Genomic DNA, 21,786 nt, shown 5'->3' with positions numbered 1-21,786 from the left:
GGGGCACGAGGAAAGGGAGCGAGCCATGAGCGCTGACCTTGAGACCAACGATCAAGCCCAGGGATCGGAATACGATCGCCTGTTTTATCCTTACCTCTTTGCGGGCGGAAAGGTCAGCCTTGAGGAGGTCCTCAGTCAGGTCCAGCACTCCACCCTGGAGAAGTGCCGCGACGTCATCGCCCTGCGCCGCGCGACTCTGGCCACCGCGCGCGAGGCGCTGCTGGCGGCGGCCCAGGCCATGGCGCGGGCCTTCGCAGCGGGGGCAACGCTGCTGGCCTTTGGCAATGGGGGCAGCACGACCGACGCCCAGGACCTGGTGACCGATCTGCTCCATCCGCCGGTAGCTCACTGGCGTCCCTTGCCGGCCATTGCCCTCACCAACGACATCGCTGTCGTCACGGCGGTGGGCAACGACGTCGGGTTTGAGAATATCTTTACGCGCCAGATCATCGCCTTCGGGCGACCCGGCGATATTGCCGTGGGCATCTCCACCAGCGGCAACTCGCTCAACGTCCTGCAGGCCTTCGAGCAGGCCAAGAAGCAGGGCCTGCTCACTGTGGGCCTGGCTGGTTACGATGGCGGCAAAACGCGGCGCTCGCCGGCGGTCGACTTCTGCATCGTCTCCCCCGGCGATCACATTCCGCGCATCCAGGAGGCGCAGGCCACCGTCTACCATGCGCTCATTGAACTCGTGCAAACCTGCTTAGCGGCAGAGAAAGGGAGGGCTGACAGCGATGAAGTTCGTCGATGAATATCGTGATCCCGAGCTGGCCAAACGGATCGCCGCCGAGATCGCCCGTCTCAGCGACGGGCGCCCGCTCAAATTCATGGAGGTCTGTGGCGGCCACACCCATACGATCTACAAGCATGGCATCGAGGATGTCCTGCCGCGCAGCATCGACCTGGTGCATGGCCCAGGCTGCCCGGTCTGTGTGCTGCCGATGGGGCGCATCGATGATGCTATCGCCATTGCCCGCACGGAGGGCGTCATCTTCACCACTTTCGGCGACATGATGCGCGTCCCTGGCTCGAAAGGTAGCCTGCTCGATGCCAAGGCCGAAGGGGCCGATGTGCGCTTCGTCTACTCGCCGCTGGACGCCCTCAAGCTGGCGCGCCAGCATCCCGATCGCCAGGTGGTCTTCTTCGCCATTGGCTTCGAGACCACCGCGCCCTCGACGGCAGTGACCCTGCTGCGGGCCAGGGCCGAGCGAGTCAAGAATTTCTCTGTTTTCTGCAATCATGTAACGATTATCCCGGCCATCAAAGCCATTCTCGACTCGCCTGATCTGCGTCTGGATGGCTTCATTGGTCCAGGGCACGTCAGCATGGTCATCGGCATGCGTCCTTACACCTTCATCGCCCGCGACCATCACAAGCCGGTGGTCATCGCGGGGTTTGAGCCGCTGGACATCATCCAGGCCGTCTACCTGCTGGTCAAGCAGATCAGCGAGGGACGAGCGGAGGTCGAGAACCAGTACACGCGCGTGGTGCGGCCCGAGGGCAACGTACGCGCTCTGGAGGCGATGGCCCGCACAATGGAGCTGCGGCCCTTCTTTGAATGGCGCGGCCTCGGCTTTATCACCCACAGTGCTCTCAAGCTGCGGCCCGAGTTCGCCGACTGGGATGCCGAGCTGCGCTACGAAGTGCCGGGCCTGCGCGTGGCCGATCCCAAAGCCTGCCAGTGTGGCGAGGTGCTCAAGGGGGTCATCAAGCCCTGGGAGTGCAAGGTCTTTGGCACGGCCTGCACCCCTGAGACGCCTATCGGGACCTGTATGGTCTCGCCCGAAGGGGCCTGTGCGGCCTACTACAATTATGGCCGCTTCTCGATGGCCGCCGAACGCGACCACTTGCGCAGCCTCTCGCAGACCCCATAAGTAGAGGCGAGGGCCAGACAGGACAGGTGGACAAGGGAAACGGAGAGGACAAGCAACTCAGGCGAGCAAGACAAGAAAGGAAGGGAGAGAGAAATGGAAGGAAGGCCCAACCCAGAGCAAGAGGCGACAGCGGCGCGGCTCGACGCGGTCCTGCAAAAGATGGAGCGCGTCCGGCAGGCGCGCCGACACAAGTTCTATTTGCGCGATGAGCGCATCACGCTCAGTCACGGCAGCGGCGGCAAGGCCACCCATAATCTGATTGAAGGCGTGTTTGCCCCGGCTTTCTCGAATCCTCTCCTCGATGCGATGGACGATGCGGCGGTCTTCTCGCTCGATGGGGGCGAGCTGCAGCTGGCCTTTACGACCGATACCTATGTGGTCAGTCCCCTCTTCTTCGCTGGCGGCGACATTGGCAAGCTGGCCGTGCACGGTACCATCAACGATCTGGCGATGGCCGGGGCCCAACCGCTCTACCTGTCGGCGAGCTTCATCCTGGAAGAGGGTTTCCCCATTGCGGAACTACGACGCATCGTGGCCTCCATGCAGGAGGCGGCCAGCGCTGCCGGGGTGGCCATCGTCACCGGCGACACGAAGGTCGTGCAACGTGGCAAAGGGGATGGCGTCTTCATCAATACGGCAGGCGTCGGGCTACGACGTGCGCACTGGCCACTCGGACAGACCTGCCTGCAGCCTGGGGACGTCGTGCTCCTCAGCGGTAGTGCTGGCGACCACGGGATTGCCATCATGCTGGCGCGCGAGGCTCTGGAGATCGAGACCGAGATCCAGAGCGATACGGCGCCGCTGCACACGCTGGTGGCGGCCTTGTTAGAGACCATCGGTGAGCGCCTGCATTGTCTCAAAGATCCCACGCGCGGCGGCGTGGCCACGGCCCTCAACGAAATGGCCCTGGCCTCGGAGGTGGCCATCGGCCTCGACGAGCAGGCGATCCCGGTGCATGCCGGGGTGCGCGGCGCCTGTGAGATCCTGGGACTTGACCCGCTCACCATTGCCAACGAGGGCAAGCTGCTGGCCGTGGTGGCTCCCGAGGCGGCAGAGCAAGCCCTGGCCCTCATGCGTGAGCATCCCCTGGGACGGGAGGCGGCCATCATTGGCAGCGTGCAGGCGGACCCGCCGGGCCTGGTCTTTCTGCGCACCGAGATCGGAGGCATGCGTGTCCTCGATATGCTCGTCGGTGATCCGCTCCCTCGCATCTGTTAGGTTTCTGCACCGTCTGCCCTCCTCGCACACTCCAAGCGCTCGCCTGAAGCTAGAAGGTGAGCGCTATGCTCATTCCCGGAAGCCCTTCTCCACCTGTGAACAGTTTCCCACATCATCAGAAGGCACAGATATTGACCAATATAAATGGAGGAGGTCTAGCGTTTATATTACGCAAAAAGCTCGCTGTCGTAATATGCTTGCAAGAGAACAACGCGCTAGAATCATCGTTTCTATTGCCTGGCAGGCGCCAGACCAATACTTCCCAGCAGCTGCTCGCTGGAGGAGAGCCTGACCGGGGCCTCATCGTCTGAAGCATGGTCAGGTAGCGCCAATCAAGGCTTGGATTGGGCACTGGTGGCCTGGCTTGGCTGTTTCGGGATCTCTGTTGTCGTCATTTTCTTCTTGGCCGTTGGGGCTGCTGCCAATGCGGATGCCGCTCAGCGGCGTAGGGGTTATCGGGTAGGTGAATCCAGCACTGGTTTTTGAGGAAGCAGCTATGGAGGGAGCTTCAGTGACAGCGGTGGGAAGCGGATGGCGGCTTTTAGCTACCGCGCTTCACTATGGTATGGGGCCGGCCCTGCTATCAGCTTTCTCTGTCAACCCAGCCATCGGCCCATCCGTATAAATAGCGTGGCATGGAGCAACAGAGTGCGGCATGATAGGGCAAAAAGAGGAGGGGAACACGTTCATGAGTCTCATACGAGCGCGTTCTGCCAGACGGAAGACTCAGGAGAGTCCTGAACCTTCTGCTCGGCATGCTCATATTATAAGATCAAAGCTATTGAAGCCAGCTCTAGCTCTTTTGCTTAGTGGTTTGCTGCTAATGCTGACTAGTGTAGCTGCGCTGGCCGATAGCGTGACCATCAGTGACGGGGCCGGTGTCCTTGATAAAGGCCGCGTCCAAAGCGAAGCGGCAAAACTGCCTTACCCCATTGCTATCTATACGACCAACTCTTTCACTGGCAGCCAGGCCGACTTTGAGGCGCGCACACAAAGCCATGTCACCAACTCGCGTCTCATTGTCATTGCTGTCGATACCGTCCATCATTGGATGTACATCAAGTCTGGATCGCAAGTGCCGCTTTCCAGTAGTGCTGCTGAAGACGCCTACAATGCCTTCAAAGACAACTACAACAATGGAGACTATACCGGGGCCACCCTGGCGGCCATTCGCTCGCTGGAGGATTCGCTGGCGGCTGCCAGAGGAGGCGAAGGTAGCTCGCCGGCCAATTCTGGAACTAGCGGCCTCCTGTCAAGCGGTCTTGGCACACTTTGCTGCATTGGTCTGCTAGTACTGATCATTGGTGGAATCCTCTTCGCAGTTGTGCGTCGGCGCTCTGGCCAAGGCTGGGGTTGGGGCTGGGGTCGTAGCAATGTACCCTATGAACCAACTCCGCCGGGGGGTGGCTATCCCTACCAAGGTCCATATCAAGGAGGCTATCCTCCTAACTATTATCCACCCAATCAGGGTGGAGGCATGAATCCCTGGGCTGCTGGCGGCCTTGGTGCCCTGGGTGGCGGCCTGATTGGTTACGAGCTTGGCAAGATGGCTGGTGAAGAAGAGGCCCATCATCAAGAGGCTGGCTTCGCCGGTGATCCTGGCATGGGGGGAGGGGGTGACTTTGGCGGAGGAGCTGGTGGTGACTTTGGCGGCGGTGGTGACTTTGGTGGAGGAGCTGGTGGTGACTTTGGTGGCGGTGGTGACTTCGGTGGTGGCGATGGCGGCAGCTTCTAAACCCTCTCATTGCGGCCCCATCGCATAAGGTCGCACTGATCAGCGATCAGCGAACAAGCCAAGGTTAACAGAACAGAACAAAGGAGAACGCCAGCTAATGGCGTTCTCCTTTTACTTCTTACTTAAAGAGCCTATGAGCAACTTCCGCTGGCCCCATCCATACCTTGAAGGCCAGGGTTTCTCAGCGGAAGAGGGCTACTCTTCCTCCGTACTCTGGCGAATACGCCGAGTATGGCGGCGACGCGCTAGCTCTGCCACGCGCAGGCGGCTCACCGCCTGCTCCAAGGCCGCCTGTAGCTCGGCGCGCTCCACATCCGTCTGCGCCTGCTCCAGACGCTCCAGGGCCTGGCGGCGGGCCTCCTGAGCACGGGCCTCATCGATCTCCTCGGCGTGCTCAGCGGCATCGGCCAGGACCGTGACCTGATCCTCGAAGACCTCCAGGAAGCCACCGGAGACAAAGATCGGCTCCTCAGCGTCTCCCAGGCGGATCAGCAGCTCGCCCGGTGCTAGCACGGCCAACAGCGGCGCATGGCGCGGCAGAATGCCCAGGCGACCCTCCGTCCCCGGAGCGTTCACCTGGTCCGCCTCGCCGCTGTAGAGCGCCCGCTCGGCGGTCACTACCTCGACATGCAGTTTCCCAGCCATCTTAGAGTGACCTCTGCTCGCGCTCGTGACGCTCGATCACCTCATCGATCGTACCCGCCATGTAGAAATGCTCCTCGCGGATATGATCGTACTTCCCCTCGAGGATGCCCTTGAAGCCGCGCACCGTCTCCTTGAGCGGCACATACTTCCCGGGGCGGCCCGTGAAGACCTCGGCCACAAACATCGGCTGCGAGCAGAAGCGCTGAATCTTGCGTGCGCGCGAGACGATCAGCTTATCCTCCTCGGACAGCTCGTCGACGCCCATGATAGCGATGATATCCTGCAGATCCTTATAGCGCTGTAGCACGCGCTGCACACCGCGAGCCGTATCGTAGTGCTCCTGACCCACGAATTGCGGATCAAGCACGCGGCTGGTCGAGGCTAGAGGATCAACCGCCGGGAAGATGGCCTGTTCGAAGATCGCGCGATCAAGCACGATCGTCGAATCCAGGTGAGCGAAGGTCGTCGCCGGAGCCGGATCGGTGTAGTCGTCCGCCGGCACGTAGACCGCCTGCATCGACGTAATCGAGCCGCGCGTCGTCGAAGTGATGCGTTCCTGCAGCTCGCCCATCTCCTCCGCCAGGTTCGGCTGATAGCCCACCGCCGAGGGCATACGCCCGAGCAGAGCGGACACCTCAGAACCGGCCTGCGTGAAGCGGAAGATATTATCGATGAAGAGCAGCACGTCCTTACCTTCCTCGTCGCGGAAATACTCCGCGATCGTCAGGCCGGTCAAGGCCACGCGCAGGCGCGCCCCAGGTGGCTCATTCATCTGGCCGAAGACCATCGCCAGGCGATCGATCACGCCGGCCTCCTGCATCTCATGGTAGAGATCGTTTCCCTCGCGCGTGCGCTCGCCGACGCCAGCGAAGACGCTATAACCGCCGTGGGCCTTGGCCACGTTATTGATCAGCTCCTGGATGATCACCGTCTTACCCACACCCGCACCGCCGAAGGCGCCAACCTTACCGCCGCGCATGAAAGGACAGATCAGATCGATCACCTTCAGGCCGGTCTCGAAGACCTGCACCTCCTTGGCCTGCTCCTCCAGGCTTGGAGGGGGACGATGGATCGGCAGACGCGGCACATCGACCACTGGTGGCTTATTATCAATCGGCTGACCGAGCACATTGAAGATGCGTCCCAACGTCTTGGGGCCGACCGGGACCGAGATGGGCTGGCCACGATCGATGACCTCCAGGCCGCGCTGCAGACCATCGGTCGGTCCCATTGCCACGCAGCGCACCCAGTTATTGCCCAGGTGCTGCTCCACCTCCAGAGACAGCTCCTGATCGGAGCCCTCGGGGCGGACTACCAGCTCATTATAGATAGGAGGCAGCTGCTCGGGGGGAAACTCCACATCGACCACGGCCCCGAGCACCTGGACCACCCTCCCCTTGGCAAGTGTCTTTGTCGTCATGTATCTCTTCGCCTCCTGCGGAAGCTTCGACAGAGCAGCCGCTCACGGCCTGCAAGGCCAGCGTGCCAGCCTGCATCCATCTCGCTTCCGTTCAGCGTTCGTTTCGTTACAGACTGTTAGGTGGGACTGACAGGAACGCGTAATGAACTGTCGCCCACGGCAATGAACTCGCACCGGCTGGTGACGGCGGCGGCTATAGCTCGCCGGCGCCGGCCACCACCTCAAGAATCTGAGTCGTAATGCTAGCCTGACGGGCCTTGTTATAGGCCAGCGTCAGATCATCGACCAGCTCGTTCGCATTATCGGTAGCGTTCTTCATCGCCACCATACGCGCCGACTCCTCGCTGGCCCGGGCCTCAAGCAGCGCCAGGTAGACCTGGACATCCACATAGCGCGGCAGCAAAGCCTCGAAGATGGCCCGCGGGTCCGGTTCATAGATATAGTCAATGCGCTGACGCTCGCTGCTGCCTGCGCTCTGCGGCGGCTGCACCGGCAGCAACTGAATCGCCACCGGCTGCTGGGAGGTGGTGCTCACAAAGCGAGCGTAGACCAGATAGACTACATCCACCTCGCCGCTCAGGAAAGCATCTATGGCCACCTGAGCCACTGCCGATGCGTCGTTCATCGAAGGATTGTCGCTAAGCTGCGTAAACTCGGCCAGCAGGTGCTGCTGCGTCCGCACAATGAAATCGCGTCCCTTGCGACCAATGGCCACAAACGAGACTGCGGGACGCTGCCCCTCGGCTCGCTGCACCTCTTCCTGGATCTCCAGCGCCGTTGAAGCTGCCTTACGGTTAATATTGCTCGGCAGCGCGCCGCAGAAACCGCGATTAGGCGAGATCACAATGAGGCCGACGCGCTTCACCGGACGGCTGCGCAGCAATGCCACCTCATTGCCCAGATCCTCGCCGGCCACCGTTGCCAGGCGTGACACCAGCTCCCGAATCTGCTCCGCATAAGGGCGCGCCCGCTGCACCCGCTCCTGAGCGCGCCGCATGCGGCTGCTGGCGATCATCTGGAAGGTGCGCGTGATCTGCGCAATATTCTTCACCGTCCTGATGCGCCGCCGAATCTCGCGGGTTGATGGCATAGCTCTCTCCGCCTCCTAGCTAGCTAGCTGCTGCTTGAGCCTTCTGCGGCTGCGGTGCGGCGGTCTTCTTGAACTCCTCAATGGCGGCTCGCAGACGTGCCAGCAGATCGTCGGACATATTGTTACGCTGCTTCACCGACTTCTCGATAATCTCCTGACCGATCTCGGGATGGTTTGCCTCCATGTAGCGATGGAAAGCCGCCTCCCACTCCTGGATCAGCTCCAGCGGTACATCGTCCAGGTAGCCCTGTGTTGCAGCGTAGATAATCATGACCTGCTTCTCCACCTCAAGCGGCTGGTACTGCTTCTGCTTGAGGATCTCTGTCAGGCGCTGACCGCGTTCGATGCGGGCCCGCGTCGCCTTATCGAGGTCGGAAGCAAACTGCGCGAATGCTGCCAGCTCGCGGAACTGAGCCAGATCCAGGCGCAGCGAGCCAGCCACCTGGCGCATAGCGCGCGTCTGAGCGCTGCTTCCCACGCGAGAGACCGAGATACCGACGTTAATCGCCGGGCGAATACCGGCGTTGAACAGGTCCGTCTCCAGGAAGATCTGGCCGTCGGTGATCGAAATGACGTTGGTCGGAATGTAGGCCGAGATATCGTTGGCCTTCGTCTCGATGATCGGCAGAGCTGTCAGCGAGCCACCGCCGTAGTCCTCGTTCAGGCGAGCCGCGCGCTCCAGCAGGCGCGAATGCAGGTAGAAGACATCACCAGGATAAGCCTCGCGGCCCGGCGGGCGACGGATAATCAGAGAAATGTTGCGGTAGGCCTCGGCGTGCTTGGTCAGGTCATCGTAGACGATCAGCGCATCGCGGCCCGACTCCATAAACTCCTCGCCGATCGCGCAGCCAGCGTAAGGCGCGATATACTTCATCGGAGCCGGATCAGCCGCGCCGGCCACCACCACGATCGTATGCTCCATCGCCCCATACTTCTCCAGGGTCGCGATGGTGCGCGCCACCGAAGAATTCTTCTGGCCGATGGCCACATAGATGCAGATCAGATCTTTGCCCTTCTGGTTAATAATCGTATCGATAGCGATGGCCGTCTTACCGGTCTGGCGGTCGCCAATGATCAGCTCGCGCTGGCCGCGTCCGATGGGGATCATCGCGTCGATCGCCTTGATACCGGTCTGTACCGGTGTATTCACCGAGCGGCGCGTAATCACGCCGGGGGCCACACGCTCGATCGGGCGCCGCTTATTGGTAATGATCGGCCCCTTATTATCGATTGGCTCACCGAGCGCATTGACCACGCGTCCGATCAGCGCATCGCCGACCGGGACCGAAATCACCTGACCGGTCGTGCGCACCTCATCATCCTCGCGCAGCTCGGTATAGTCGCCGAGAATGATGATACCGACCGTCTCCTCCTCCAGGTTGAAGGCCATGCCTTTCAGCCCGGTGCGGGGGAAATCCACCAACTCCAGATATTTCACATCCTGCAAGCCATAGACGCGGGCGATGCCGTCCTGGACGGCGATCACGGTCCCGACGCTGGCCGTGGCAGGCTGGCTTTGATCGAAGCCAACAATATTGCGTTCGATGATGGCACTGATTTCATCTGCCCACGATGCCATCGTCTTTCCTCCTCAGGTAGTCTCTCCTCGCCATAGAGGCCAGCCGGAACAAGAAGCCACTTCCACCCCACCACCACAGCACACACGCAGGGGCCAAACCCAAACCAAGCCGCAGATTGAAGCTGCGTGCAAAACCAGCCCGACACAAGCCTGCTGTGCCGGCCTCAAACCCGGCGGACGGCAGGCAATCACAAGGCAGACCAGTAGACAGGGCAGCCGGCCCATTACGGACGAGAGCGAGCGATGGGCAAAACGCTAAAGTACAGATTAACTAACTGGCGAACGAGAAGCAAACAAATGAGCAAGCAAACACAAGAGCAATGGCCAGCAACCAGAGAGTTGGAGAGCCAGCACGTAAGCCACCGGGCCTCGCGACCTGCAGTCCAGTCAGCCGGGCAAGAGCAGACAGACAAGCAAGCAAGTAGTCCTGGCCCTTACTGAGTGCGTGTCGGCTCAGGGCGATCCCTGGCTGGTGGATCATTGACCGTCGCCAAAGCGGCGGGCAGTTCCAGCGATGCCAGCAGTTCAGAGCTATGGGCGGCGGTCTCCTGCAGCAAGCGCTGCTGAAGCGTAGCCAGCCGATGCTGGACGCTGGCATCGATGACCTCGTCGCCGACGCGAGCGATGATCCCTCCCAGAATCTCCGGCTCGACCTTTGTCTGCAAGATAATCTGTTTTCCTGTTCTTCGCTCTAACGCCTGCTTCACACGCTGAAGCGCGGCCTCATCGAGAGGCGCCGCCGTGATCACCTCGGCGATTGCCTGGTTTTTGTAGCGGAGCACGAGCTGTTCGAGTTCGCGCGCGATATTCGGCATCAACTCGACCAGATTACGCTGGACCACCAGCAATGCGAGATTGAGCGACGTCGGCAGAACCCGCGACGCAAGCGCCTGGCGCAACGCCTGCTCTTTGCGCGCCAGTGGAATTTTCGGCTCGCTCAGCAGATAGGCCATCTTGCGCTGGGCAAACAGCTCGGCAATGGAGCGCACCTCGTCGAGGGTGCGATCTAGCGTCTGCTGCTGCCGCGCGATGTTGAAGATAGCTTCAGCGTAGCGGCGTGCGATCGCTCCCTTAAGCATTACTGTCCCTTCGTAGCCTGGCTGGCGTTGACGAACTCTTCAACCAGGCGGCGGTTATCACTGCTATCGACGGACTTACTGATCACCTTACTGGCAGCAGCAATAGAGAGATTTACCACCAGGCGGCCCAGGTCGGCGCGCGCGCGGGCGGCCTCCTGGCGGATATGCTCGATTTGCTGCTGCTCGATCTGGCGGGCGCGCGCCAGGGCCTCCTCCTCGATGCGGCGGGCCTCGCGCTCAGCGGCGCGCTGCGCGTTAGCGATGACCTCCTGGGCCTCGCGACGTGCCTCGGCCAGCAGCTGCTCTGCGCGGGCAGTGGCATTCTTCAGCTCCTCCCGCGCGCGCTCGGCGTTCTCAATGCCCTCGCGGATAATGGCGGCGCGTCTATCAAGCATGCGCTGAACAGTGGGCAAAGCCCACTTGCGCAGAAGAATCAGCACGATAATGAAGCTAACGAGCTGCGAGAGGAAAGCAAAGGTATTGATACCCAGGCCCTCCAGCGGACTCGCTGCGAGAATCAAAGTCACGCCGACCCCCTCCTTCTTTCTTCAAGGCGTTTGGTTCGCGCCCTCAATGCGGGTAAGCCAGCGGAGGGACTGATCAGCAAGATCCTCTCGAAGATCTCATCCCTCGGCTCGGAGAGAACTGAGGCCACGGCCTTGATAGGCGTGTGATGCATTGGACATACCCGCATCATCAGGCTCACTGGGTGCACTCCGGCAGGCGGGACGAGCGGCCCGCCTAGCACCGCGAACGGCGCCGGGGCCAGCGATGTACAAGGAGACTTGGTCACGACAGCTTCTCACTGGCTGGCCGAAGCACAGGCCCGGCGCTGAGCAGGGGTGTGCGTGCTCGGCTCGTCCTCACCTGTCCCTGCTGCCTTACTTCACGAACTGGAGCAGGATGGCGATAACCAGAGCGTAAATGGCGATGGCCTCGGCGAAGACCAGACCCAGGATCATATTGATACGGATCTGCGGCTCCGCCTCGGGATTGCGTCCGATAGCTGAGGCCGCCTGACCGGCAGCGATACCAATACCCAGACCTGGGCCAATGGCCCCCAGACCGATAGCCAATGCGACAGCTAACTGCTGCATAGCTGAATATCCTCCTTTAAGGACAAAGCTTCGTCGGTTCGTTCCTGTTTGTTTGTTGATGTCAAGCGGGCAGGTAAAGTACGGATGAATTGAACGGTAGCAAGCAATTCAAGAGCGCCTGCCTTGTGGCCACACTCGGCCAGACAAGCGGCGCCTCCTCGCTCTGCCTGCTCTGCACCCGCGCCAGAGTGAACCCGCGGCACTCAGAGTAATCGGGCGGGCGCGTTCACAAGAGAACCTCCCCGGCCAGGCCAGGCGGCTGAGGAGGCTCGCAGACGGCGAGGTGCAGGCACTACGCGGCGGCCTTCTCCCCTTGTAGTACCTTCTGCTCCTCTTCGACAAGATGCTCTTCATGAGCCTCGTGGCTGGTGGTGCCAATCTCCATGAAGACTAGCGTCAGCAAGGCGAAAATCAGGGCCTGCATCACCGCGACGAAGATCTCAAAGGGAATAAAGATGATCGCGGCGACGAATGGCAGGATGAAGGCAAACGCTGCCAGCACAAGGCTACCGGCGAAGATATTGCCAAAGAGACGGAAGGAGAAGGAAATGATACGCGCAGCTTCGGAGATAATCTCCAGCAGCCCGACGACAACATCGATGAGGCCCATCGGGCCTTTGCGTAGTGCTCGGAAATTGAAGTACTTTGACAGGTGCTCTTTGGCACCCAGATGGTAGAAGCCGAAGAACTGAGTTGCCCCCACTGAAAGCAGAGCCATCGCCACCGTCAGGTTAAGATCAGTGGTCGGCGGGCGGAACCAGGGGATGATCAGGTTCGAAATGTTGCCAAAGAGGAAGTGAATCGGTCCCAGCGAGAGCGGCTGACACGAAGGCAGGAAACCCAAGACCGGCGCACAGTTCCCTCCAACATGGGCGATCTCCTCTCCTTTGAGGCTGCCAATGGTGTCGATGCCCGGCAACACGTCCATCAGGTTGGCGCAAAGAATGAAGATAAAGAAGGAAGCGACCCACGGGAAGAAGCGCGCCGCTTTGTCCTTCCGCGAGCCAACCACACCGTTGACCAGATTCACCAGGAACTCGACGATCCACTCAACGAAATTTTGAAAACCCGAGGGGATCAGCGAAGCGTTGCGTGTGCCAAAGTAGAAAAAAGCAACCAGAGCAAGAATGGTGATCCAGGTGCATAAGAGTGTATTGGTTATTGGAAAGATACCGCCTGGATTCCATATGACCTCTGGTGCCAGCGATACCTCAGGAAATTTCCAGAGCACTCAATATCCTCCATCTGAATCGTGCTCTGCGTGGCCCGGTCTGTCAACGTCGACGCCGTCTATCTTATGCTTGAGAAGAAGATTTTAAATAAACGGTACGCGCCGTATATTCCCGTAATCAGGCCAAGCAGCAGCCCGAGAAGTATACACAACGGTGCGGTACGCAACACGCCATCCAGGTAGTGACCGAGAATGGCTCCTGCGGCAATGGGGACTGCAATTGTGAACCCCAATCCTCCCACTGGCCCCACGATTTCCCACAGGGTGGGGGGAGGCTTCTTACTCATCCTTATGTTGTCCCGCTTGTCTCACGATTATATCATACCGTGAGGATTATAGCATAAGGCTGACTGTCTGTGCAACGCAATCACAGCATCCCTCAAGCGCCTTCGCTCCCGGCTCGCTTCCTGTCCCAAGCCGCTTTCTCGCCTTCAGAGTGCAGGCACCCGGCGAGCGTTGCCCTCTCCCGATTGCGTATTTCTACGGATAGCCTCACTCAAGTGCCAGCTGCCCGGTTTCCGAAGGCCAACGCCGCTCTTGCCTGCTTGATTCCTCTCCCCAGAGATCGTATCTATTATTTGTGCACCCTGGCTGTGAGGCACTCCCTTGTCTGCCCCCGCCCGCTCATAGCCTGCTTGCTTGCTAACCAGATCCGCTCAAATCAGCTTGCGCTCGCGGGCCTTGCTCGCGGCCTGCGTGCGGTTAGTCACCTGCAACTTGCTCAAGATGTTGGAGACATGATTTTTGACAGTACCCTCGGCCAGGCACAGTTGCTGGGCGATCTCGCGATTGCTGGCTCCCTGGGCCAGCAATCGCAGTACATCTAGCTCGCGGGCGCTCAGCTCCTCCCCCCCGCTCTCGGCGCTCTGTGGCTGGTTCCGGTCTCCTTTCGCGCGCCGGCCAAACTCGATGAGCAGCTTGCTCGCGATGCTCGGCTGAATGAACGGTTCCCCCTGAGCGACATGGCGAATGGTGGCCGCTAGCTCTTCGGCGGGCAGGTCCTTGAGCACATAGCCCGCCGCTCCGGCTTTGATAGACTCGAAGACGTAGTCATCATAGTCGAAGGTGGTCAGCATAATGACCCTGGCATCCGGGTAGGCGCTCAAAATAGCGGCAGTCGCTTCAACTCCACTCATAAGGGGCATCTGGATATCCATCAAGACAATGTCTGGCCCCAGCCCGGCCTGTCGCAGCTCGCCGTAGCGCCTGACCGCTTCCTCACCATTAGCGGCCTCGCCGACGACCTCCATACCAGGCTCTAGATCGAGAATGGTGCGCAGTCCCTGACGCATCAGGGTCTGGTCCTCGCAGAGGAGAAGCCGGATAACTGGTGATGACAATGCTGACCTCCCTCCTCTTCATAGCTGCCAGCCTCGCTGGTTAGCGGGACGCCTTCGTGGTTGCACAGCTCGCTGCTGGGTGCCGCGCAGCCCTTTCGCCCTCTCTCTCCCTCCCTCCTTCTGCCACGGCTTTCTCCCTCTATGGATATTCTATCTCCTCTGCTGACAGGTGAACAGTGATATCTCAGCTGCGCGCACAAATTTTGTCCAGGCTTAACGGGATCTTTGAGGGAATTTTACACAGCTATAACGCTGCTGACTGAAGATTCTCCTTGAAGGGTGCCGCTGTGAGGATCTGAAGGCAGGCGAAAGGTTGGTTGTTGGTGAGCAGGCAGCGAGTGAGGCGTGAAAGCAGTGAGATGCAGTGCGGGGCAGAGCAGGCGACAAAGGAGGATTGCGATGCGGGTCGCGATTATTACGGAGAATTTCTTGCCCAAGCTGGATGGGGTGACGCGTACGCTGGCGCGGCTCCTCTCCCATCTAGAGGCTGCCGGCCACCGGGCGCTCTTGTTAGGCCCGCGCTGTGGGATGCACGAGTATGCTGGGGCGGAGATCGTGACGACGCCCGGTCTCCCACTTCCTTTCTACCCAGAACTCAAGTTTAACTTTTTCCGCCCCCTCTTTGTGAAGAAGCTCCAGGAGTTCCAGCCTGATATTATTCATGTTGTCGATCCCGTTGTGCTGGGGGCTGTAGGGGTAGCCGTGGCCAGGCTGCTGCGCCGTCCCCTGGTCTCTTCCTACCATACCAATCTCGCGGCCTACTGCCGTCATTTTGGCTTTCCCTGGCTGACCAGCCCCATGTGGCGCTACAATCGCTTTCTGCACAATCATTGCTCTCTGACCTTCTGTCCGTCTCCTTCAACAGCCAGAACTTTGCGCTATCAAGGCTTCCAGCGTGTGCGTCTCTGGCCCCGCGGAGTGGACAGTGCTCTCTTTCGACCAGAGCGTCGTCGCCCGGCGTTGCGCGCTGCCTGGCTGGGTACTGAAGCGAAGACGGACGAACGCTGTGTCCTGCTCTATGTAGGGCGCATCTCGCGGGAGAAGAATCTCTTGTTGTTGGCCAATGCTTATCGCCAGCTGGATCATCGCCGTTGCCATCTGGTTGTGGTTGGTGGAGGGCCGGCTCTGGCTGAATTGCGCCAGGCTCTGGCCGGGCTGCCGGTGACGTTTACCGGCTATCTGAGCGGCGAGGCCCTGGCTGAGGCCTACGCGTCTGCCGATGTCTTTGCCTTTCCGTCGACCACCGAGACCTTCGGACAGGTGGTGCTTGAAGCAATGGCTTCCGGCTTGCCGATCGTCGCTCTGCAGGCCGAAGGGGTCTGTGATCTGGTGACCCCGGAAGAACAGGGTCTGCTGCTGGACCCCACTGGCCTTAGCCCGACGGCGCAGGTCGCTGCCTATCGGCACTTACTAGAGCGCCTGATCTGTGAGCAGGCGACGCGAGAACGCATGCGCGCCGCAGCGCTCGCTCAGGCCGCCAGATATAGCTGGTATGAGGCGATGGAGTCGCTGCTGCGTGGCTATGAGGAAGTGATTCGACAGAGAGAGCAGGCGCTGCTGGCAGCTTGATGGGTCCACCTACCGGGTGGTGGGCCATCCTGAACCTGGACCGCTGCCGGCCTGCGTAGGATGCGGCCATGAAGTTACCGGAAGAAAGAGGCCCGATGTCCAAATTGTTACCTGAAACTGCCCTCGATAGGGCTGACGGGCGCCTGGCTCTGGCGACAGAAGAAGATGCCCAGACCTTCGCCCATCCTCAACTGCTGACTGGTGGATCTTCGACGCTCGTTTGGCGCCTCGCTCGTGGCATTTCTTTGGTGTTTTCACCTGCTACGATCTCGGTGCCTTTTGTTCTGCTTGTGTCCCTCTATCGCTCCTCATCGCTCTGGCCTTCGCTCGGCTTCGCCCTGCTGACGCTCGGCTTCGTCTGCGCGGCTCCTCTGCTCTATGTAGTCCTGGCCGTGCGTCTGGGGCTGGTGAGCGACCTGGATCTCACGCGTCGCCATGAGCGCTGGCACCCCTTCCTCGTCAGCCTGTTCTCCTATAGCCTGGGACTGCTCTTGTTACTCCTACTGCATGCTCCGCAGAGCCTGGAGCTGGCGCTCTGCCTGACCTTGCTCGTGGGTCTGCTCCTCCTGCTGATTACCCTCTGGTGGAAGATCAGCATCCATGCGGCGGCGCTAGCCGGGGTGGCCACGGTGTTGACTGCCCTCTATGGTCTGATTTTTCTGCCATCGTTCCTTCTGCTGGTACTTGTCTGCTGGTCGCGGGTAGTTTTAGGACGTCATACTCCTGCGCAGGTTATCGGCGGAGCGCTCCTCAGCATGGGCCTGGCTCTGAGCGTGCTGCTGCTGGTCGGCCTCTAAGACCGCGCCGCCTTCCTCCTCCTCCTGCCCCTGTTCGCCTGGGCTTGATCGGGCCAGAAGCTGGTGCTGAGAAGGGAGACCGTCCCCTTTCTCTTGACTTTCCATGCTCTTGCTTTCTATACTGCTCCAGAACAATTTCTAGAGCCTGAACAGCTAATGTGTCCGTGTTTCTCACTGGCCATGAGTGAAGGCTATTTATGGTCCGAACCCTTTCTCGCTGCTAGAGCTGATCAAGCAGGCTTTTCTCTATCCGCTTCTGGTGCCCACTGGTGGGTGGGACCGCTGGCGTTGAAGGCTTGGCCAAATGCAGAGCAGCCCAGACGACGGCTTGCCAGAAAGCTGCCAATTCGGATAGACTGAGGAAAGAGACGCGGTGACGCTCAGCGAGCCTGTTTTCACTGTAGCATTGTGCTGTCTCAGCAAATGCTCGTCTGATCTGATAAGGAGAGTCTGGCTGTGAGTCAACATCAGGGTCTGAAAGTGCTCTGTACCTTCCCCTTCGATGAAGAAGCGCTGAAGAAGATTCGCGAAGCAGCCCAGGGCGAAGTCGTGATTGCCACACGGGACGAGGAGCTAGCGGCGCACGCGGAGGATGTTGAAGTCATCTGCGGCTTCTGGCTACCCAAGAACATCCGCCAGCTCGCCCGGCGTTTGCGCTGGCTACAATTTGCTGGGGCGGGCGTTGATGGCCTGCGCGACACGGGCCTGCTTGATCCTGCCAGCGGGGTAATTGTGACCACTGCTTCTGGCATCCATGCCTCAACCATTGGGGAGTATGTCTTTGGCAGCATGATCATGTTCAATCGTTCCTGGCCCGAGCTAGTGCGCCTGCAGGATCGCCATATCTGGGGCAATACCGCCTGGTATCATCTGCGCACGCTGGAACTCTGCGGGCAGACGCTGGGGATCATTGGGGTGGGCCACATTGGGCGCTACGTTGCGCGCTTGGGACGGGCTTTCGGCATGCGTGTCCTCGGGGTGAGGCGCTCGGCCAGGGGAGGCGAGCAGGATCAAGAGGTCGAGCGCTATTATGCTTTCAGCCAGCTGCGGGAGATGCTGCCGCTATGCGACTACGTTGTGATCGCGACGCCGCTGACGCCTGAGACAGAGCGCCTGATCGGCGAGCCGGAGCTACGTGCCATGCGCCGCACCGCTTATCTGGTCAATGTGGCCCGCGGGCGCGTCATTGATGAGCAGGCCCTGATTCGCGCCCTGCGCGAGGGCTGGATTGCCGGGGCGGGCCTCGATGTGACCGAGATGGAGCCGCTGCCTCAGGACAGTCCGCTCTACTCGCTGCCCAACGTCATTCTGACGCCCCATATTTCGGGTGAAAGCGTTCACTATGGCGCCCGACTGGCCTCCCTCTTTGCTGAGAACCTCCAGCGTTATCGCCGTGGCGAGCCGCTGCGCAATCGCTATGATCCACAGCGCGGCTACTGACACCGCCTACTAGGCTACGCCAGGAGGGCGTCGGCCCAAGTTGAAAAGGCGAGGCGGTGAGCGAACAATGGCAGGCTGGTAGATAGCTAGATAGAAGAGCGGGAGTCACTCGGCAGGGGCGCAGGTCAGCGAGCGCAGGAGCAAGCTGCGTCTTGTGGCTGATGGCTGGCGAAAGCCTGCTCTGGCTCTCACCAGACGTCCAGGTCCGTGATCTGAGATATCGCTCTCTCTCCGGCCCTGTTCTCTCTGGCAGGCAGCATTTACAATTGCTGAAAGAGGGCAGGGTTACCCTGTCCCTCCGTTGCCTGTCTGACGTCGGGTAGCTCGGGTAGCCAGGCGCAGGCCAGGGGAGAGAAGACGGAGGCACGCAGCAGCCGCAGCGCGCAAGCGGCTGCAAAGACAGGCGTATCGATCATCAGAAGGAACCAAGACACTCTTCACGTAGGGGCAAAGAGGAGGTCCGATGAGCAGAGATTTAGGTCTGGTGGAACTACTGGGCGCGGATGCTGTTGGCCCACCGGGACAGCGCCGCTTTCGCCTGTTTGCTCGCAGCGAAAGTGGCTCTGCCATTATGTGGATGGAAAAGATGCAGCTCAACGAGCTGGGGCTGGCTATTGATCGCCTGCTGACCCAAGTGACGCAAGGCAAGATCCTGCGCGTTGAGGCGCGGGCTCGGCAGGAAGGCGAGGAAGAAGAGGAGATACCACTGGGCATGCCTGCCGATTTCCCGCTGATCCCCGACGAGGAGTTTCAAGTAGCCCAATTGAAGCTGAGCTACGACTTCCGGCGAGAGCTGATCATTCTCATGGCGGTTCCCCTGGAGATTATCATGGAGACGGGCCAGGAGCTGCGCGGACGTGTCCGTGAGGATCGAGCAGTTACTTTGTCCTTCACACAGGCCCAGGCTCAGGCTCTGACCAGCATGATCACACGGGTCGTCGCCGCGGGGCGCCCTGTCTGTCCTTTCTGCCATATGCCGCTGGAAGAGGGGCCGCATATGTGCGAGAAGCAGAATGGCCATCGTCAGATTATCCAGCTGCTGGAAGAAGACGACGATGACGACGACGAGAGGGAAGAAGAGGGCGACTAGCAGGTGGTGATTCGGCTGGGCTGGCGGCTGGGAGAGAGGCTCACGCTGGCATGGCGCAAAGATGGTGCGTGTGCGAGCAGGCGGTCATCCTGGGAAGTCGGCCTGCGGTAGTAGCTGGCGACCCAGAAAGGTGCGAAGGAGAACAGCGAACAGGTGAGAGGAGCAGGGGAGCGGGCCGTATGACGATGGAACAAGCGGCCTGGCTCGCTGGCGGAGGGCAGATCTCTGTGGTGTGGGGAGGGCCTGCTGGTCAGGATGCGGCGGGCAGAGAGCAAAAGCAGGCCAGGAACCCGTCAGCCCTGTTCCTCACCCCTGCTAAGGGAGGGAGAAGCTCCGCCGGGCCCAGGCCCGCATGCGAGCAATCACGCTGTGGCTGCTACGAAGGGCTGGTGGGCGGACGAATCAGCCCGCGCCATCGGTTCATCGAGCGATCGATCAATCGGTACAGAGATACTTATTGGCTTTTTGCAAATATAGCTCCTCGTTCCCCTCAATCATCAGTTTATGGAGCACTACAATGTCGGCGTCCGGCAGATTTTCCACTGGCTGAAGGCAGAGGCGCATCGTCGCGCGGCCATTTTCGATGACCTGGACGAAGCCTTTACCGCGGGGCACGCGATAGATGCGCTGGGGGGCAGTAGGGCTAGGCACCTCCAGATAGCCGTGCCAGAGGAGCTGGCGGAACTGCTCGGGCGTCAGAATATCGCGCAACAGATCGGAGGCGCGTCGTTCGGCCCGCGACCAGCCCCGTAAATATGGCTGAGTGATCAGCCAGACAACGGCTCCCATCGCAGTGGCGATGATCACCCAGTCCAGGATGGTCAGGATTTCAGAGATCAAGCTCATCCACCGACAACGCGCGGAACCATAATGATCTGCTCGGCGGTCGCGTCAAACTGGTCAATGCGCTGAGCAGGCTTCCCGGGCTCGACACGAAAAGCAGTGGCTCCCCTGGCGCGCTCCTGGGCGAAAATGCGCTCAGCTTCTCGCACGGCGGCCAGTGCTTCGGGGTCACCTGCTAACACCTTCTGCTCATCCCAGGTGACACGATCATCACCGCGCCGTGACATCACCCGTAGCATTCCCACGGTTGTTCCTCCTTCGTCGCTTGCACCATCTGCGATGGTGGCTGACTAACGAACCTTCCAGTGAGTGAACGCATGATCTTCTGGCTACAAGCTCCCGCTCAGGTTCCCCACCTACCCTGTGTGCGTTGGCCTCGCCCTGTCTATTGCTGTCAAGCCTGCCAGCGTGTACGTTGTGCGGCTCGACGGGCGATCAGAGGTACGCACATAGAGCAAGCCCTGCAGTGCCTGCAGCACAGCCCTTTCTGGCGTGGGTAAGCGCTCTACTACCTACTATTGTACCGACGAAGATGCAAGTCGTCAATGGTTATCTCATAATGTATCAGCTTTATTGCATCAGATAACCTCATGCCGTCCAACCGCGCCGCCGGGCGGGCCGATCGACCTGCCTGCCCGGCGGGCCTCAGACGAGAGGGCAACTCGTCTAATGTGCCGTAATAAAGATAATACCCACCGTACCGGGTCCCGTATGGGTACCGAGCACGGCGCCCAGCTTATAGCGTGGAATCGGCTGAGGGTGGACCGCCTGCATCGCGGCGGCAAGCTGCTCCCCCAATTCGTCGCTCGACTCCACAATGACCACCTCTTCCACTGGGCTGGCCTCCTGGAAGAGCTGCGCCACCCGCTCGTAAGCTTTGGCGCGTGTGCGCGGGCGCTCAATCGGCACCACCTCGCCAGCCTGAATACCGATAATCGGCTTGAAGCTCAACATCGTGCCCAGGAAGGCGCTGGCGCGTCCGATGCGTCCTCCACGGCGCAGATGCTCTAGACTATCCAGCACGCCCAGGATGCGTGTGCGGCGCAAACGATCGACCAGCCGTGCTTTGATGGTGGCCAGGTCGTCGCCGCGCTGGGCTTCTTCGGCGGCGTGCATAACCGACATACCGATTCCGAGGCTGATGCTCTCCGAGTCCACAATCTCGATGGGAATGTGTTGCAGTTCCGCTGGCAGCGCTGCCCGAGCGGCGCAGGCCGACTGGTAGGTTCCGCTGAATTTTGCTGACAGATGGACCGAGAGAATGGCCTCGGCACCTTCTTCGATCAGGCGCTGGTAGGTGGCGAGAAAATCGGCGGGTGTTGGCTGCGAGGTACGGGGGAAATCCTTGCTCTCCGCCAGCTTTTTAAAAAAGCCCTCTGTATCCAGATTGACTCCGTCCAGATATTCTTCACTGCCAAAAATAACCTTGAGGGGAACAACGCTGATTCCCAGGGCCGCGGCCCGTTCTTTAGGGAGATCCGCTGTACTATCGGTGACGATGCGGACGGCCATGAGGCACCTCCTGAACGCGAGAGAATTGTCTGCACTATGTGCGTCAGCGCACCTGGCTGGTTGTGAGAAGCGTGGGTACGTTTCGCTAGAGTAGCGGGAAGAGCGCTGGGACGAGACGACCAGCCATCTCGATCTAAATCCTGATTGTCTCCGGGTTTCCGCGCGGGCCGGTCTGGCCTGACTTACGGCTGTTGTGCACCGGGCGTGCGCTCTGACCGGCTGCTGCT

The 21,786-nt window shown here is 60.3% G+C and carries 21 protein-coding genes; 8 read left to right on the top strand and 13 right to left on the bottom strand.

Going from position 1 to position 21,786, the window contains the following annotated elements; translation table 11 throughout:
• Positions 1–25: 25 nt before the first annotated feature.
• From KTAU_RS06270 to KTAU_RS21785, 4 genes are all read left to right on the top strand, one after another.
• Positions 26–751, top strand: coding sequence for a D-sedoheptulose-7-phosphate isomerase (locus KTAU_RS06270; RefSeq protein ID WP_151727512.1), 726 nt, complete (start codon positions 26–28; stop codon positions 749–751).
• On the top strand, positions 735–1,874 hold the full coding sequence (gene hypD, locus KTAU_RS06265; protein WP_151727511.1) for a hydrogenase formation protein HypD: 1,140 nt from the start codon (positions 735–737) through the stop codon (positions 1,872–1,874). Before KTAU_RS06270 ends, hypD begins: the two co-directional genes overlap by 17 nt.
• Before the next feature lie 93 nt (positions 1,875–1,967).
• Positions 1,968–3,092, top strand: a complete 1,125-nt coding sequence (hypE, locus tag KTAU_RS06260) for a hydrogenase expression/formation protein HypE (protein WP_308789041.1) — start codon at positions 1,968–1,970, stop codon at positions 3,090–3,092.
• Between the two features lie 823 nt (positions 3,093–3,915).
• Complete coding sequence (locus KTAU_RS21785) at positions 3,916–4,827, top strand: hypothetical protein (RefSeq protein ID WP_176601354.1); 912 nt, start codon at positions 3,916–3,918, stop codon at positions 4,825–4,827.
• Positions 4,828–5,022: 195 nt separating this feature from the next.
• Here KTAU_RS21785 and KTAU_RS06250 read toward each other — a convergent pair whose 3' ends face one another.
• From KTAU_RS06250 to KTAU_RS06205, 10 genes are all read right to left on the bottom strand, one after another.
• Complete coding sequence (locus tag KTAU_RS06250) at positions 5,023–5,472, bottom strand: F0F1 ATP synthase subunit epsilon (protein ID WP_151727510.1); 450 nt, start codon at positions 5,470–5,472, stop codon at positions 5,023–5,025.
• A gap of 1 nt (position 5,473) precedes the next feature.
• Positions 5,474–6,892, bottom strand: a complete 1,419-nt coding sequence (gene atpD / locus KTAU_RS06245) for a F0F1 ATP synthase subunit beta (RefSeq protein ID WP_112429952.1) — start codon at positions 6,890–6,892, stop codon at positions 5,474–5,476.
• Positions 6,893–7,085: 193 nt separating this feature from the next.
• Positions 7,086–7,982 carry an ATP synthase F1 subunit gamma gene (gene atpG, locus KTAU_RS06240; RefSeq protein ID WP_151727509.1) on the bottom strand — a complete coding sequence of 299 codons (897 nt, stop codon included), beginning with the start codon at positions 7,980–7,982 and terminating at the stop codon, positions 7,086–7,088.
• 19 nt (positions 7,983–8,001) lie between these two features.
• Positions 8,002–9,561, bottom strand: a complete 1,560-nt coding sequence (gene atpA / locus KTAU_RS06235; RefSeq protein ID WP_112429948.1) for a F0F1 ATP synthase subunit alpha — start codon at positions 9,559–9,561, stop codon at positions 8,002–8,004.
• 434 nt (positions 9,562–9,995) lie between these two features.
• A complete protein-coding gene (gene atpH / locus KTAU_RS06230; protein ID WP_112429946.1) occupies positions 9,996–10,640 on the bottom strand; it encodes an ATP synthase F1 subunit delta in 645 nt (214 codons plus the stop codon).
• On the bottom strand, positions 10,640–11,167 hold the full coding sequence (gene atpF / locus KTAU_RS06225) for a F0F1 ATP synthase subunit B (protein WP_112429944.1): 528 nt from the start codon (positions 11,165–11,167) through the stop codon (positions 10,640–10,642). The genes atpH and atpF overlap by 1 nt, the downstream gene beginning before the upstream one ends.
• 354 nt (positions 11,168–11,521) lie before the next feature.
• Positions 11,522–11,737 carry an ATP synthase F0 subunit C gene (gene atpE, locus KTAU_RS06220; RefSeq protein ID WP_112429942.1) on the bottom strand — a complete coding sequence of 72 codons (216 nt, stop codon included), beginning with the start codon at positions 11,735–11,737 and terminating at the stop codon, positions 11,522–11,524.
• A 292-nt stretch (positions 11,738–12,029) separates the two neighbouring features.
• Positions 12,030–12,968, bottom strand: a complete 939-nt coding sequence (gene atpB / locus KTAU_RS06215; RefSeq protein WP_151727508.1) for a F0F1 ATP synthase subunit A — start codon at positions 12,966–12,968, stop codon at positions 12,030–12,032.
• 59 nt (positions 12,969–13,027) lie between these two features.
• Positions 13,028–13,255 (bottom strand): AtpZ/AtpI family protein, encoded by a 228-nt coding sequence (locus KTAU_RS22320; RefSeq protein ID WP_151727507.1) that lies wholly within the window; start codon positions 13,253–13,255, stop codon positions 13,028–13,030.
• A gap of 369 nt (positions 13,256–13,624) precedes the next feature.
• The gene (locus KTAU_RS06205) at positions 13,625–14,308 is read right to left on the bottom strand and encodes a response regulator (RefSeq protein WP_151727506.1); all 684 of its coding nucleotides are present in this window, start codon (positions 14,306–14,308) and stop codon (positions 13,625–13,627) included.
• A 399-nt stretch (positions 14,309–14,707) separates the two neighbouring features.
• Between KTAU_RS06205 and KTAU_RS06200 the strand changes: the two genes are divergently transcribed.
• The 4 genes from KTAU_RS06200 (at position 14,708) to KTAU_RS06185 (ending at position 19,204) form a co-directional block, all read left to right on the top strand.
• Entirely contained in the window at positions 14,708–15,877 is a 1,170-nt protein-coding gene (locus KTAU_RS06200; RefSeq protein WP_151727505.1) for a glycosyltransferase family 4 protein, read from the top strand.
• 95 nt (positions 15,878–15,972) lie between these two features.
• Positions 15,973–16,674 carry a phosphatase PAP2 family protein gene (locus KTAU_RS06195; RefSeq protein ID WP_151727504.1) on the top strand — a complete coding sequence of 234 codons (702 nt, stop codon included), beginning with the start codon at positions 15,973–15,975 and terminating at the stop codon, positions 16,672–16,674.
• A 456-nt stretch (positions 16,675–17,130) separates the two neighbouring features.
• Positions 17,131–18,114: a D-2-hydroxyacid dehydrogenase gene (locus KTAU_RS06190; protein ID WP_151727503.1), complete on the top strand. Its 984-nt coding sequence runs from the start codon at positions 17,131–17,133 to the stop codon at positions 18,112–18,114.
• Positions 18,115–18,577: 463 nt separating this feature from the next.
• Positions 18,578–19,204 carry a DUF3090 family protein gene (locus tag KTAU_RS06185; RefSeq protein ID WP_151727502.1) on the top strand — a complete coding sequence of 209 codons (627 nt, stop codon included), beginning with the start codon at positions 18,578–18,580 and terminating at the stop codon, positions 19,202–19,204.
• Between the two features lie 435 nt (positions 19,205–19,639).
• Here KTAU_RS06185 and KTAU_RS06180 read toward each other — a convergent pair whose 3' ends face one another.
• From KTAU_RS06180 to KTAU_RS06170, 3 genes are all read right to left on the bottom strand, one after another.
• Entirely contained in the window at positions 19,640–20,044 is a 405-nt protein-coding gene (locus tag KTAU_RS06180) for a hypothetical protein (RefSeq protein WP_141727757.1), read from the bottom strand.
• A 2-nt stretch (positions 20,045–20,046) separates the two neighbouring features.
• Positions 20,047–20,286, bottom strand: coding sequence for a hypothetical protein (locus KTAU_RS06175; protein WP_228026331.1), 240 nt, complete (start codon positions 20,284–20,286; stop codon positions 20,047–20,049).
• A 427-nt stretch (positions 20,287–20,713) separates the two neighbouring features.
• Positions 20,714–21,559, bottom strand: a complete 846-nt coding sequence (locus KTAU_RS06170; protein WP_151727501.1) for a DegV family protein — start codon at positions 21,557–21,559, stop codon at positions 20,714–20,716.
• Positions 21,560–21,786: the final 227 nt, after the last annotated feature.

The organism is Thermogemmatispora aurantia (assembly GCF_008974285.1).
In the GTDB taxonomy this organism is placed as follows: Bacteria; Chloroflexota; Ktedonobacteria; order Ktedonobacterales; family Ktedonobacteraceae; genus Thermogemmatispora; species Thermogemmatispora aurantia.
The sequence above is the reverse complement of the archived record's forward strand: the minus strand, read 5'-3'. Positions and strand labels throughout refer to the sequence as shown.

Excerpts from the sequence above, each read along its gene's own strand:
- KTAU_RS06200 (WP_151727505.1), top strand. The coding sequence starts at position 14,708 with ATGCGGGTCGCGATTATTACGGAGAATTTCTTGCCCAAGCTGGATGGG.
- hypE (WP_308789041.1), top strand. The coding sequence starts at position 1,968 with ATGGAAGGAAGGCCCAACCCAGAGCAAGAGGCGACAGCGGCGCGGCTC.
- KTAU_RS21785 (WP_176601354.1), top strand. The coding sequence starts at position 3,916 with ATGCTGACTAGTGTAGCTGCGCTGGCCGATAGCGTGACCATCAGTGAC.
- KTAU_RS06175 (WP_228026331.1), bottom strand. The coding sequence starts at position 20,286 with ATGCTACGGGTGATGTCACGGCGCGGTGATGATCGTGTCACCTGGGAT.
- KTAU_RS06195 (WP_151727504.1), top strand. The coding sequence starts at position 15,973 with ATGTCCAAATTGTTACCTGAAACTGCCCTCGATAGGGCTGACGGGCGC.
- atpA (WP_112429948.1), bottom strand. The coding sequence starts at position 9,561 with ATGGCATCGTGGGCAGATGAAATCAGTGCCATCATCGAACGCAATATT.
- KTAU_RS06185 (WP_151727502.1), top strand. The coding sequence starts at position 18,578 with ATGAGCAGAGATTTAGGTCTGGTGGAACTACTGGGCGCGGATGCTGTT.
- hypD (WP_151727511.1), top strand. The coding sequence starts at position 735 with ATGAAGTTCGTCGATGAATATCGTGATCCCGAGCTGGCCAAACGGATC.
- KTAU_RS06250 (WP_151727510.1), bottom strand. The coding sequence starts at position 5,472 with ATGGCTGGGAAACTGCATGTCGAGGTAGTGACCGCCGAGCGGGCGCTC.
- KTAU_RS22320 (WP_151727507.1), bottom strand. The coding sequence starts at position 13,255 with ATGAGTAAGAAGCCTCCCCCCACCCTGTGGGAAATCGTGGGGCCAGTG.
- atpH (WP_112429946.1), bottom strand. The coding sequence starts at position 10,640 with ATGCTTAAGGGAGCGATCGCACGCCGCTACGCTGAAGCTATCTTCAAC.
- KTAU_RS06270 (WP_151727512.1), top strand. The coding sequence starts at position 26 with ATGAGCGCTGACCTTGAGACCAACGATCAAGCCCAGGGATCGGAATAC.
- atpD (WP_112429952.1), bottom strand. The coding sequence starts at position 6,892 with ATGACGACAAAGACACTTGCCAAGGGGAGGGTGGTCCAGGTGCTCGGG.
- KTAU_RS06170 (WP_151727501.1), bottom strand. The coding sequence starts at position 21,559 with ATGGCCGTCCGCATCGTCACCGATAGTACAGCGGATCTCCCTAAAGAA.
- atpG (WP_151727509.1), bottom strand. The coding sequence starts at position 7,982 with ATGCCATCAACCCGCGAGATTCGGCGGCGCATCAGGACGGTGAAGAAT.
- atpE (WP_112429942.1), bottom strand. The coding sequence starts at position 11,737 with ATGCAGCAGTTAGCTGTCGCATTGGCTATCGGTCTGGGGGCCATTGGC.